Source organism: Pseudomonas sp. UYEF17 (assembly GCF_040546125.1).
Taxonomy (GTDB): Bacteria; Pseudomonadota; Gammaproteobacteria; order Pseudomonadales; family Pseudomonadaceae; genus Aquipseudomonas; species Aquipseudomonas putida_Z.
In genome coordinates, this window is record NZ_JBEPNE010000003.1 from 276,652 (window position 1) to 289,543 (window position 12,892).

Genomic DNA, 12,892 nt, shown 5'->3' on the forward strand with positions numbered 1-12,892 from the left:
TGGCATGGCGTTCACCGACCCGTTCATCCGCCGCCCGGTGCTGGCCAGCGTGGTCAGCCTGCTGATCCTGCTGCTGGGCTTCCAGGCCTGGAACAAGCTGCAGATCCGCCAGTACCCGCAAATGGAAAACGCCCTGATCACGGTGACCACCGCCTACCCCGGCGCCAACGCCGAGACCATCCAGGGCTATATCACCCAGCCGCTGCAGCAAAGCCTGGCCAGCGCCGAAGGCATCGACTACATGACCTCGGTGAGCCGGCAAAACTTCTCGATCATTTCCATCTACGCCCGCATCGGCGCCGACAGCGACCGGTTGTTCACCGAACTGCTGGCCAAGGCCAACGAAGTGCGCAACAAGCTGCCCCAGGACTCGGAAGACCCGGTACTGAGCAAGGAAGCCGCCGATGCCTCGGCGCTGATGTACATCAGTTTCTACAGCAAGGAGATGAGCAACCCGCAAATCACCGACTATCTGTCACGGGTGATCCAGCCCAAGCTGGCGACCCTGCCGGGCATGGCCGAAGCGGAAATCCTCGGCAACCAGGTGTTCGCCATGCGCATCTGGATCGACCCGGTGAAACTGGCAGGCTATGGCCTGTCGGCCACCGACGTGACCAATGCCGTGCGCCGCTACAACTTCCTTTCCGCGGCCGGCGAGGTGAAGGGTGAATACGTGGTCACCAGCATCAACGCCAGCACCGAGCTGAAGTCGGCCGAGGCGTTCGCCGCCCTGCCGGTCAAGACCAGTGGCGACAGCCGCGTGCTGCTGGGCGATGTGGCACGGGTCGAGATGGGGGCGGAAAACTACGACACGGTCAGCTCGTTCGACGGCACCCCATCGGTGTACATCGGCATCAAGGCCACACCGGCCGCCAACCCGCTGGACGTCATCAAGGAAGTGCGGCGCATCATGCCCGAGCTGGAAAACCAGCTACCCTCGGCGCTGAAGGTATCGATCGCCTACGACGCCACACTGTTCATCCAGGCCTCCATCGACGAAGTGATCAAGACCCTCGGCGAAGCGGTACTGATCGTCATCGTGGTGGTGTTCCTGTTCCTCGGTGCCCTGCGTTCGGTGCTGATCCCGGTGGTGACCATCCCGCTGTCGATGATCGGCGTGCTGTTCTTCATGCAGATGATGGGCTACTCGCTCAACCTGCTGACCCTGCTGGCCATGGTGCTGGCCATCGGGCTGGTGGTGGACGACGCGATTGTCGTGGTGGAGAACATCCACCGGCACATGGAAGAAGGCAAGTCGCCGTTCGACGCCGCCCTCGAGGGCGCCCGCGAAATCGCCATGCCGGTGGTGTCGATGACCATCACCCTGGCGGCGGTGTATGCACCGATCGGCTTCCTTACCGGGCTCACCGGCGCGCTGTTCAAGGAGTTTGCCCTGACCCTGGCCGGTGCGGTGATCATCTCCGGCATCGTTGCCCTCACCCTGTCACCGATGATGTGCGCCCTGCTGCTGCGCCAGGAACAGAACCCCAGCGGCCTGGCCCACCGCCTGGACATGCTGTTCGAACGCCTGAAGGTGCGCTACCAGCGCCTGCTGCACACCACCCTCGACAGCCGGCCTGTCGTGCTGGTGTTTGCCGTGATCATCCTGTGCCTGATTCCGGTACTGCTGAAGTTCACCCAGAACGAACTGGCGCCGAACGAGGACCAAGGGGTGATCTTCATGATGAGCAGTTCGCCGCAGCCGGCCAACCTTGATTACCTCAACGCCTATACCGACGAATTCACCCCGCTGTTCAAGGCTTTCCCCGAATATTACTCGTCGTTCCAGATCAACGGTTTCAATGGCGTGCAGACCGGCATCGGTGGCTTCCTGCTCAAGCCCTGGAACGAGCGCGAACGCACGCAGATGGAGTTGCTGCCGCTGGTGCAGAGCAAGCTCGAGGAAATCAGTGGCCTGCAGATCTTCGGCTTCAACCTGCCGTCGCTGCCCGGCACCGGCGAGGGCCTGCCATTCCAGTTCGTCATCAACAGCGCTGGCGACTACCCGGCACTGCTGGATGTGGCCCAGCGCATCAAGGCCCGCGCCCAGGATACCGGCAAGTTCGCCTTCCTCGACATCGACCTGGCCTTCGACAAGCCCGAGGTGGTGGTGGATATCGACCGGGCCAAGGCAGCGCAGATGGGGGTGTCGATGGACACCTTGGGCAGCACCCTTGCTACCTTGCTGGGCGAGGCGGAAATCAACCGCTTCACCCTCGAAGGCCGCAGCTACAAGGTGATTGCCCAGGTCGAGCGGCCGTACCGCGACAACCCCGGCTGGCTGAACAACTACTACGTGAAGAACGACCAGGGCCAACTGCTGCCACTATCCACCCTCATCACCCTCACCGACCGCGCCCGCCCGCGCCAGCTCAACCAGTTCCAGCAGCTGAACTCGGCGATCATCCAGGGCGTGCCCATGGTCAGCCTGGGCGAGGCGCTGCAGACCGTGCAGGGCATCGCCCGCGAAGAGGCTCCGGAAGGCTTCGCCTTCGACTATGCCGGCGTGGCGCGGCAGTACGTGCAGGAAGGCAGCGCGCTGTGGGTGACCTTCGGCCTGGCGTTGGCGATCATCTTCCTGGTGCTGGCGGCGCAGTTCGAAAGCTTCCGCGACCCGCTGGTGATTCTGGTGACGGTACCGTTGTCGATCTGTGGCGCGCTGCTGCCGCTGTTCCTGGGCGTATCGAGCATGAACATCTACACCCAGGTCGGGCTGGTGACGCTGATCGGGCTGATCAGCAAGCACGGCATCCTCATTGTCGAGTTTGCCAACCAGTTGCGTGAGGAGCGCGGCCTGAGCGTGCGCGAGGCGATCGAGGAAGCCGCGGCGATTCGCCTGCGGCCGGTGCTGATGACCACGGCGGCGATGGTGTTCGGCATGGTGCCGCTGATCCTGGCGACCGGGGCGGGGGCGGTAAGCCGCTTCGACATCGGTACGGTGATTGCCACCGGGATGTCGATCGGCACGCTGTTTACCCTGTTCGTGTTGCCTTGTATCTACACCCTGCTGGCGCACAAAGAGGTGGCCAGAGCGACATCGGTTGCCTGAACCGGCCTCTTCGCGGGTAAACCCGCTCCCACAGGTACGGCACCGGATCCGGAATGGGTGCAGTACCTGTGGGAGCGGGTTTACCCGCGAAGAGGCCGGCAAGGCAAATGCAAAAATGCCAGAGGCCCCGCAATCGCAAGGCCTCTGGCATTTCCATCTACCACCGGGTTCAACCGAACGGCCGCAACCCCTGGCGCATGCCGAACAGGAACAGCAACAAGTCCTGGTCCGGCGCGGCCTCGGCCTGTTGCTGCGGTTTCACATCCCGCGGCAACGCGCACTGGTCGGCCAGCTCGGCCTTGCTGAACACTGTCGGCCTCGGCTCTTCCCACGCAGCCACCGCTGCGGTGGTCACCGCCAAGCCAGCTACCAGGAACAAAGCTCGAGCTATTTCTAGTTTCATTGCCCTAACCCTTTGACAGCGCTGCCAAACGCCATCTGGTAAAAGTAGAGCAGTGTTTGCCATTCCGCGTCATTGATCGACGAATGGCGGCGCAGCTGGCGCAGGTCATTGCCCGCCGCGCGCTGGCAGCTGATGCGCCGCCGGCATTTTTCCAGGTCCAGCAGGGCGACCTCGACCCGGGCCTGCTCGCCCTCGCCAATCACCTTGATGAACACGTGCTTGCCATACAGGCAGCCGTGCTGCCAGTGCCCCAGGTGCATGCGCGCCAGGTTGTCCGCCAGGTCCTTGAGCATGCGCTCATGCACCACCTGCGGGTAACGCTCGCGGGCACCTTCGGCATGCCAGGTGTCGAGTTCGACGAAGCCGTCGAGTGCTTCGCTAACCAGCAGCGCACGCCACTGCTGGTCGGCACCACGCTCGGCGCCACAGAAGACGATGCGCGGTACACGCACGCCCAGTTGCTCGAAGCTGTTCAACGCATCGAGTTCACGCAATACGGTCGGCCGGCCGAAAGGGTGCAGCAGGCTACGGTAGATATGCCCGACCTGGCGCTTGGCATACAGCAGCTTGCCATTGCCATCGTCGAGGCGTTGCACACCACTCTCGCCACCACGGCGCTGGTTAGGCTCCTCGACCCACTCGCCCTGCTGGCGCCAGTAAAAATCGAACCGCGACTCCCCTCTCTGGGCTACAGCCATCAAACACTACCCCTTACGCAATACATAGACCCGCCACATGGCATAGAACGGCAGGAAGTCGAGGCGTTCCTGGATTCTGAAGCCGGCGGCTCGGAATTCTTCTTCGACCGTGTCGGCCGGTAACACAAAACGGTTCTGGTAATTGTCCTGGTCGCCCTTTCTGGCGCTGCGACGCTGTTCCAGCTTTTTCCGGCGCCAGGCCTTGAAGTTGCCATCCACCCACAAGGACAGGATCACACTATCACGGCTAACCCGTTGAAATTCCGACAGAATGGTCTTTCTGTGCGCCGCTTCGCCAATGTGGTGGAACAAGCGCATGCAGAAAATGCTGTCCACCGAGTTGTCCGGCAAGTCGATGGCAAACGCCGAAGTCTGCAAAGGGCGTACCCGTGCAACCACCTCTGGCGCTTGCGCGGTACAGGCTGTCTCAATCATCGCTTCGGAGTTGTCGGCGCCGATGATCACCCGGTTGGGCTTTTCTGCCAGCAATGGCCAGAAGCGGCCGGCACCGCATGGCAGGTCGAGGACTAGCCCAGGCTCACCAGCCAATGCCAAGGCGCGACGCGCCAGTTGCTCATCACGCTTGTGGGAAAGGCGTCGCGCCAGGCCATCCTGGTGCTTGAGAAAGTACTCGCGCGCATGTTCTTTGTCGTACTTCTCGGAAAATTCAAGCTTGATGGGGCTACGCATTGGGCATCTCCTGACTCCATTCCGCCCACATTAGGTAAGCAAGCGTAGGAATCAGGTCATGCTGATGTGAAAAATATGTTGAGCGCCGCATGACCTGTTACAACAGATTACTCGACCAAAGCCTCCGGGTCGCCCTTGGCCGCGGTATTGCTCAGGTCCACCATGAAACGGCAGCCGTGCGGCAAGGTCGAGGTCAGGGTGACATGCCAGCCCTGGTCGTCGCAGATCCGCTGTACCAACGACAGGCCCAGGCCCAGGCCCTCGCCGCGCCGCTCATCGCCGCGCACGAACGGCCGGAACATCGCCTCGCGCTGCTCCTCCGGGATACCCACGCCGCTGTCCTCCACGCTGAAGCCGTTGGCTTCCAGGCTCAGGCGGATGTAGCCACTGTCGGTGTAGTGCGCGGCATTGCGCAGCAGGTTGCCCATCACCGACTGCAGGAAGGTGGCGTTGTACAGCACCGGGCTGGCACTGACGCGACCATCGAAATACAGGGCCAGGCCCTTCTGTTCGATGGTGTCGCGCCAGACCCCGACCAGTTCGTCCGCCACTTCCCGCAGGGTGGCCCGCGAAGCCACGGCGCCCTCGTCGCGCTGTGCCCGGGCCAGCATCAGGAAGGTCTTGACCAGTTCGCGCATTTCTTCCGTGGCCCGCGCCACACGCTCCACCTGGCTGCGCGAGCGAGCGTCCAGCGTCGGGTTTTCCATCAGCAGTTCGCACGAGGTGGCCAGCACCATCAAGGGCGTGCGCAGTTCATGGCTGACGTCGCTGGTGAACAACCGTTCGCGGGTCAGCGCATCGCGCAGGCGGCCCAGGGTATCGTCGAAGGCTACCGCCAGCTGGCCGACTTCGTCCGCGGCGTAGTCCGGCGCCAGCGGCGGGGCCAGGCCCAGCAACTGGTCACGGTGGCGTACCTGGCGCGCCAGGCGGATCACCGGCGCCATCACTCGGCGCGCCACCAGCCAGCCGAGGATGACCGCCAGCACCAGGCTGAGCAGGAAGCCCACCACCACCACCGCGAACAGCACGCGCTCGCGCTCCTCGAAGTCGCTCTGGTCCTGCAGCAGCACATAGCGGCGGCCATCGACGATCTCGACCATGGCGTGGTACGACAGCTGATCGCGGAATACCTCGTGGAAGCCGCGGTCGAGGTGGCGCAGGTCCTTGGGCAGCTCGAAGTCGTCACGCCCGCCGCTGAAGTAGAACAGCTGGTCGGGACGTGGCCGGTGGCTCCAGTCGCTGACGCTGTCCATGCGCAGCAGGCGTTGCAGGTCACCGCCCAGCACCGAGGAAATCAGCCGCTCTTCGACCAGGTGCACGGTGCCGACGATGCCGAAGGCGAAGGCCCCGGCCACCAGCGCGCTCATCAGGGCAAAGGCGATGATGATGCGCTGGGCAAGGCTTTGCTTAAACTCCATCACGGCCCTCGGCGAGGCGATAGCCGACGCCATGGACGGTATGCAGCAGCGGTTTTTCAAACGGCTTGTCGATCACCTGGCGCAGCTGGTGCACGTGGCTGCGCAGGCTGTCGCTGTCAGGGCAGTCATCGCCCCACAGGGCTTCTTCCAGCACTTCGCGACGCAATACGTGCGGGCTCTTCTGCATCAGCACCGCCAGCAGCTTGAGGCCGACCGGGTTGAGCTTGAGCAAGCGGCCCTGGCGGGTGACTTCGAGGGTGTCGAGGTCATAGCTGAGGTCAGCCACCTGCAAGGTGCGGCGCCCGCCACCTTGGGCCCGGCGCAGCACCGCCTCTATGCGAGCGGCCAGCTCCGACAGGGCGAAGGGCTTGAGCAGGTAATCGTCGGCACCGGAGCGGAAGCCTTGCAGGCGATCGTCCAGTTGGTCGCGGGCGGTGAGCATGATCACCGGCGTATCGCGGCGGGCGTCTTCGCGCAGGCGCTTGCACAGGGTGTAGCCGTCGATGCCCGGCAACATGATGTCGAGCACGATCAGGTCGTAGTGCTCGGTGGCAGCCAGGTGCAGGCCGGACAGGCCATCCTGGGCGCAGTCGACGGTGTAGCCCTTCATGCCCAGGTAATCGGCCAGGTTGGCCAGGATATCGCGGTTGTCTTCAACCAAAAGAATGCGCATCGGTTTCTCCTGTGCGGCGCTTCTCGCTGTGGTGCGCGGCAGGCGCAGCTTAAGGCCTATGCCTGCAGGGTGCCAGCCCCAGGGAAAATTCAGCGCACTTGACGGTTTTTTCACTGATCCTTCACGGACACAGGATAGCGGGCGGCCGACAATGCCCGATCTTTTTCGCGCCCTGGAGCCGTCATGCAGCAACCAACCCGCCCTCGCCCGATCAATTTCTGGCTGTACCTTGGGCTACCCCTGGCGACCGCGCTTGGCCTGATCCTGCTGGAACTGACCTCGGTCGACATGGACATTGCCAACCTGTTCTTCGACCCTGCTGCCGGGCAATTCATCGGCCGCCACAGCTATTTGCTGGAGAACATCCTGCATGACCGGGTCAAACAGGGGGTGATCCTGCTGGGCGTGATGTCGCTGGTGACCTTTGCTGCCAGCTTCTTCTGGAAGCGCCTGTTCGGCTGGCGCCGTGAGCTGGGCTGCCTGGTACTGGCACTGGGCCTGTCCACGGCGTTTGTCACACCGCTGAAGAAAGTGACTCAGGTGCAATGCCCGTGGAGCCTGACCCAGTTTGGCGGCAAGGAAACCTACAGCAAGCTGCTGGAGCCGCGGCCGGCGACCGACAAGCCCGGGCTGTGCTGGCCGGGCGGGCATGCCGCCACCGGGTTCTGCCTGTTCGGGCTGTTCTTCATGTTGCGTGATCGCAAGCCGAGGCTGGCGCGGGTGGCGTTGGCGGTGGCCTTAGTGGCCGGGTCTGTGCTTTCGCTGGGGCGGATGATGCAAGGGGCGCACTTCCTTTCGCACAACGTGTGGACGGCGGTGTTCTGCTGGTTGATCGGCTTGGGGTCGTATTACCTGGTTCTGTATCGTCGGGGAATGGCTGAGGTGCCTGCTGCCGAGCGTAGCGTCGCCTGACCCAGGGGCCGCTTTGCGGCCCTTTCGCAGCACAAGGCTGCTCCTACAAGAGTACGAGATCGTCTGTAGGAGCAGCCCTGTGCTGCGAAAGGGCCCTCACAAGGAAAACAAAAAAGCCCCGGTTCTCACGAACCGGGGCTTTTCATGGTGCAGGGGGTAAGGCTGGCTTACATCATGCCGCCCATGCCACCCATGCCGCCCATGTCAGGCATGCCAGCAGCTGGCTTGTCTTCCGGCAGGTCGGCAACCATGGCTTCGGTGGTGATCATCAGACCGCCGATCGAAGCAGCAGCTTGCAGCGCCGAACGGGTGACCTTGGCTGGGTCCAGGATGCCCATCTCGATCATGTCGCCGTATTCGCCGGTAGCAGCGTTGTAACCGAAGTTACCCGAACCTTGCTTGACCTTGTCAGCGACAACGCTTGGCTCGTCGCCGGCGTTGGCAGTGATCTGGCGCAGCGGCGCTTCAACGGCGCGACGCAGCAGGGCGATACCGACGTTCTGGTCTTCGTTGTCGCCTTTGAGGTTGGCAATGGCAGCCAGGGAGCGAACCAGGGCCACACCACCGCCAGGCACCACGCCTTCTTCAACGGCTGCACGGGTAGCGTGCAGGGCGTCTTCAACGCGGGCTTTCTTCTCTTTCATTTCAACTTCGGTGCCGGCACCGACCTTGATCACGGCAACACCGCCAGCCAGCTTGGCCAGACGCTCTTGCAGCTTCTCACGGTCGTAGTCCGAGGAAGTCTCTTCGATCTGGGCACGGATCTGCTTGACGCGTGCTTCGATCTCGGTGTCGGCGCCAGCGCCGTCGATGATGGTGGTGTTTTCCTTGGACAGGATGACGCGCTTGGCGTTACCCAGGTGCTCCAGGGTAGCGGTTTCCAGGGACAGGCCGATTTCTTCGGAGATGACCTGGCCGCCAGTCAGGACGGCGATGTCCTGCAGCATGGCCTTGCGGCGGTCGCCGAAGCCCGGAGCCTTGACCGCAGCAACCTTGACGATGCCGCGCATGTTGTTGACTACCAGGGTAGCCAGGGCTTCGCCTTCAACGTCTTCGGCAACGATCAGCAGTGGGCGGCCGGCCTTGGCAACGGCTTCCAGAACTGGCAGCAGCTCACGGATGTTGGAGATCTTCTTGTCGACCAGCAGCAGCAGCGGGCCTTCCAGCTCGGCAACCATGGTGTCCGGCTTGTTGACGAAGTACGGCGACAGGTAGCCACGGTCGAACTGCATGCCTTCCACGACCGACAGTTCGTTTTCCAGGCCCGAGCCTTCTTCAACGGTGATCACGCCTTCTTTACCGACTTTTTCCATGGCTTCGGCAATGATTTCACCGATGGAGTTGTCGGAGTTGGCGGAGATGGTACCTACCTGGGCGATGGCCTTGGAGTCGGCGCATGGCTTGGACAGGTTCTTCAGCTCGGCGACGACGGCAGCGGTGGCCTTGTCGATGCCGCGCTTCAGGTCCATCGGGTTCATGCCGGCAGCGACGGCTTTCAGGCCTTCGTTGACGATGGCCTGAGCCAGGACGGTAGCGGTGGTGGTGCCGTCACCGGCAGCGTCGTTGGCCTTGGAAGCAACTTCCTTGACCAGCTGGGCGCCCATGTTCTCGAAGGCGTCTTTCAGCTCGATTTCTTTGGCGACGGAAACGCCGTCCTTGGTGATGGTCGGCGCGCCGAAGCTCTTGGCCAGCACCACGTTACGGCCTTTCGGGCCCAGGGTCGCTTTTACCGCGTCAGCCAGAACGTTGACACCAACCAGCATTTTCTTACGAGCGGAGTCGCCGAATTTTACATCTTTAGCAGCCATGATCGTTTAATCCTTGGAATTCTTTGGAGTAACGGGAAGTCGGGGAAATCAGCCTTCGATAACGGCGAGGATTTCGTTTTCGGCCATGACCAGCAGGTCTTCGCCATCGACTTTCACGGTGTTGCTGCCCGAGTAAGGGCCGAAAACCACTTTGTCACCCACTTTCACGGCCAGCGCGCGAACTTCGCCGTTGTCCAGGATGCGACCGGTGCCGACGGCGACGACTTCGCCGCGGTTTGGTTTTTCAGCGGCCGAACCCGGCAGGACGATACCGCCAGCGGTTTTCGATTCTTCTTCGCTGCGACGGATAACGACGCGGTCATGCAGAGGACGAAGCTTCATTGTCGATCTCTCCCAAATAGTGGTTTTCATCGGCCGGTGTCGACACCGGCGGTTTGATGCAGTCCGGCGTTGCCGGGGGTGATCCGCAATGGGCGAAGCACCTGTGTAATGTCTGGTGTCGCCACCAGAAACCTTGCGGTGACCACATACATGAGGCCGCCATATTCAATTACAAGGCTTGTTTCAGAAAATTTTTCATTAGCGCCTTGGCCCCGCAAAAAGCTGGGGCCGCTGCGCGCCCCTTTTGCGACACAAGGCCGCTCCCACAGGAGGTGTGCATTCCCTGTGGGAGCGGCCTTGTGTCGCGAAAGGGGCGCGAAGCGGCCCCCGGCTATTACTTGTCGCGGCGCTCGTACTCGCCTTCGATCACATTCGGCCGATGCCCGCCATCCTGCGGCCGGGCCTGGAACGGGTCGTCCTGGAAGGCGCGCTGGCGCATGGCCTGGGCCTCGGCACGCTCGCGCATCTTGCGCGCGGCCAGGTGACGGGTGAATGGCAGCAGGCAGAGCAAGCCCAGCACGTCGCTGATGAAACCTGGCAGCAACAGCAGGCCACCACCAACGGCCAGCATCATGCCCTGGAACATGTCCTCGGCGGGCAGTTCGCCACGCTGCAGGCTTTCACGGGCGCGCAGTGCGGTGGCCAGCCCGGCCACGCGCATCACCAGCACACCCAGGGCGGAGCCGGCGATGATCAGCAGCAGCGCCGGGAAGAAACCGATGGCGGCACTGACCTTCACGAAGACGAACAGCTCCAGCACGGGAAACAGTAGAAACAACAGTAGAAAAGCACGCATCAAAGCATTCCTCGTCGGAAGAGACCCTTCCTGTAAGACCAACAAATGGATGCGGGCGCTCGGCTTTTCAACCCTCGACTTCTGTCGCAACCGGCCACTGGTCGGCGCGTGCCAGTAAAACCAGGGCTTCGCGGACTTGTGTCGGCGTGTTGCAAGTACTTGGGAAAGGCAACCAGTGCACCGCCTGGCCGATACGCAGGTGCATGCCTTCACTGTCTACCCCGACCATCTGCGCTGGCGCATGGCTTGGCAGCTCGGTCAGTTGCACATAGTGGGCGATGGCGTTGGCGTGGTCGTTGTTCATGTGCTCGACCATGCTTGCCTCTGCTTTACCGGCGAACGGGTTGGCCAGGGTTACCTGGTCAAGCCAGTGGATCGCGCCGAAGCCGCCGATGTAGCGGTGGCGCACCGGCTGCAGCACCCAGAAGTCGAAGTCGTGGGCCTTGTGGTAGTTGGCCGCGTCCGGGAAATAGCGGTAGTAGCGCTCGGCGGCGGCCTCGATGGCGGTCTCCTCCACCAGCTTGTGCGCCTCGGCCATCACCGTCAGGCGCCCCACGGCCTGCACGTCCTCGGCTTCGCGTTCGCCCACCAGCAGCGAGCACTTGGGGTCTTTCTGCAGGTTGTGGGTGTGCTGGGCGATGCGGCTGATGAGGATCAGCGGGTTGCCCTGGGCGTCCAGGCAGTACGGCACGACCGAGCCGAACGGGTAGCCGGGCATCGACTTGGAATGGGTCGAGAGCACGCCGCGGTATTCCTTGAGCAGCAGCTCCCGGGCGGGGCGGATGGCATTGGTACTCACTTGGGGGCGGCTCCTGATATCGGGCTGGATGGGACAAGATAAGCATTATCAGATCCAGTGCCAATGGGGCTGCTTTGCAGCCCATCGCGACACAAGGCCGCTCCTACAAGAGATCGCGTACATCCTGTATCGCGATAGGCCGCAAAGATTTACCAGGTAACGCCGAAGCCTGCGGTATAGCGGGTCTTGTCCAGGTCACTGTCACGCGTACCGGTGATGACGTCCTTCTCCGCCTTGAGGTTGAGCGAGGCCCACTCGGTGACCTTGTAGCGCAGGCCAATCTCGGCATCCAGCGCGTAGTCGGCCACGCCACCCAGCGGCTTGGCGAACTCGCCGTTGGTGAACAGCTGCACGTTCTTGCCAATCAGGTAACGGGTGTAGTCCCACTTCACCGCCGCGGAATAGAAGTTGTCCTTGGCGCCATCCTGGTATTCGAAGTCGGTACGGTTGATCAGCGAACCCAGCGAGAACGCGCCCAGCTCGTCGTCCCAGAACTGGTAACCCGGGCCGGTACCCACGGTGCGCTGGCGGGCGAGGTCTTCGATGCGGTCGCGCTTGTACTCCGCGCGCCCCTGCCAAAACCACTTCTCGGTAAGGAAGCGGTCCAGGGCGTACTCGGCACTCCAGTTGTCGGTGGTGGTGACGTCGTCCTTGGTCTCGCGGTTGTATTCGCCTTCGGCGTTGTGCCGCCAGCGGCCATGGCGGGCGCTGGTCTTGAAGCCGATGTCGTAGTCGTCGGTGTCGTTCTCGGCGCGCTTGTAGTCCAGCGCCACGTCGACATTGCCCTTCCACACGAAGTCCTCGACCAGTGGCTTGGGCTTCATGATCTGCTCGATGCTGGCCAGCTCCACGGTCTTTGGCGCCTCGCCATTGGCCAAGGTCACCTTGCCGGGCTCGGCGGCCTTCAGCGACTTGGCGCGCTCACCGCTGTAGGCGTCCTGCTTGACCAGCATCTCCTGGTCGCTCTCCAAGGTCTGGACTTCTTTCCAGTCCAGGGCGATGGAACCGCCATAGGGGGTTTCCAGCAGCAGCTTGCCGCCATCGAAGACTTTGATCTTGCCGCTGAGCCGGTCACCGTTCTTCATCCACACGGTGTCGGCGAACACCGGGGAGGCGCACAGGGAAACAGCAAGCAGGCACAACAAGGATCTAGAATTCATAAGCGGGCTATGTTTTGCGGACTACGGGTTCGATTTGACGAAAAAAGCCGGGCATTATCCAGATAACCACGACCAGAGCAAGGAAAGACCGGGAGCATGCCGTTGAGTTCAACTCTCATTTGCCAGACCGCCGGTCCGGTTTCA

The 12,892-nt window shown here is 62.5% G+C and carries 12 protein-coding genes; 2 read left to right on the forward strand and 10 right to left on the reverse strand.

Going from position 1 to position 12,892, the window contains the following annotated elements:
- Positions 1–4: 4 nt before the first annotated feature.
- Positions 5–3,049: a multidrug efflux RND transporter permease subunit gene (locus ABIB24_RS06615; protein WP_354316244.1), complete on the forward strand. Its 3,045-nt coding sequence runs from the start codon at positions 5–7 to the stop codon at positions 3,047–3,049.
- Positions 3,050–3,218: 169 nt separating this feature from the next.
- On the opposite strand, the gene ABIB24_RS06620 is transcribed toward ABIB24_RS06615, so the two are convergent.
- From ABIB24_RS06620 to colR, 5 genes are all read right to left on the reverse strand, one after another.
- The gene (locus ABIB24_RS06620) at positions 3,219–3,452 is read right to left on the reverse strand and encodes a hypothetical protein (RefSeq protein ID WP_085592097.1); all 234 of its coding nucleotides are present in this window, start codon (positions 3,450–3,452) and stop codon (positions 3,219–3,221) included.
- On the reverse strand, positions 3,449–4,150 hold the full coding sequence (locus tag ABIB24_RS06625) for a lipopolysaccharide kinase InaA family protein (RefSeq protein WP_025340526.1): 702 nt from the start codon (positions 4,148–4,150) through the stop codon (positions 3,449–3,451). The genes ABIB24_RS06620 and ABIB24_RS06625 overlap by 4 nt, the downstream gene beginning before the upstream one ends.
- A 6-nt stretch (positions 4,151–4,156) precedes the next feature.
- On the reverse strand, positions 4,157–4,840 hold the full coding sequence (locus ABIB24_RS06630; RefSeq protein ID WP_025340527.1) for a class I SAM-dependent methyltransferase: 684 nt from the start codon (positions 4,838–4,840) through the stop codon (positions 4,157–4,159).
- 107 nt (positions 4,841–4,947) lie between these two features.
- The gene (locus ABIB24_RS06635) at positions 4,948–6,258 is read right to left on the reverse strand and encodes a sensor histidine kinase (RefSeq protein WP_025340528.1); all 1,311 of its coding nucleotides are present in this window, start codon (positions 6,256–6,258) and stop codon (positions 4,948–4,950) included.
- Positions 6,248–6,931 carry a two-component system response regulator ColR gene (gene colR / locus ABIB24_RS06640; protein ID WP_003255215.1) on the reverse strand — a complete coding sequence of 228 codons (684 nt, stop codon included), beginning with the start codon at positions 6,929–6,931 and terminating at the stop codon, positions 6,248–6,250. The genes ABIB24_RS06635 and colR overlap by 11 nt, the downstream gene beginning before the upstream one ends.
- Positions 6,932–7,114: 183 nt before the next feature.
- Here colR and ABIB24_RS06645 point away from each other — a divergent pair, with 183 nt between their 5' ends.
- Entirely contained in the window at positions 7,115–7,843 is a 729-nt protein-coding gene (locus tag ABIB24_RS06645; protein WP_085592104.1) for a phosphatase PAP2 family protein, read from the forward strand.
- Positions 7,844–8,010: 167 nt separating this feature from the next.
- Here the strand turns inward: ABIB24_RS06645 and groL are convergent, their stop codons facing one another.
- The 5 genes from groL to ABIB24_RS06670 form a co-directional block, all read right to left on the reverse strand.
- Positions 8,011–9,651 (reverse strand): chaperonin GroEL, encoded by a 1,641-nt coding sequence (gene groL / locus ABIB24_RS06650; RefSeq protein WP_013974091.1) that lies wholly within the window; start codon positions 9,649–9,651, stop codon positions 8,011–8,013.
- Positions 9,652–9,699: 48 nt separating this feature from the next.
- A complete protein-coding gene (locus tag ABIB24_RS06655; protein WP_003260750.1) occupies positions 9,700–9,993 on the reverse strand; it encodes a co-chaperone GroES in 294 nt (97 codons plus the stop codon).
- 334 nt (positions 9,994–10,327) lie between these two features.
- A complete protein-coding gene (locus tag ABIB24_RS06660; protein ID WP_025340530.1) occupies positions 10,328–10,789 on the reverse strand; it encodes an FxsA family protein in 462 nt (153 codons plus the stop codon).
- A 67-nt stretch (positions 10,790–10,856) separates the two neighbouring features.
- Positions 10,857–11,588, reverse strand: coding sequence for a HugZ family pyridoxamine 5'-phosphate oxidase (locus ABIB24_RS06665; protein ID WP_137162359.1), 732 nt, complete (start codon positions 11,586–11,588; stop codon positions 10,857–10,859).
- Positions 11,589–11,737: 149 nt separating this feature from the next.
- A complete protein-coding gene (locus ABIB24_RS06670) occupies positions 11,738–12,748 on the reverse strand; it encodes a DUF481 domain-containing protein (protein ID WP_274078294.1) in 1,011 nt (336 codons plus the stop codon).
- Positions 12,749–12,892 lie beyond the last annotated feature (144 nt).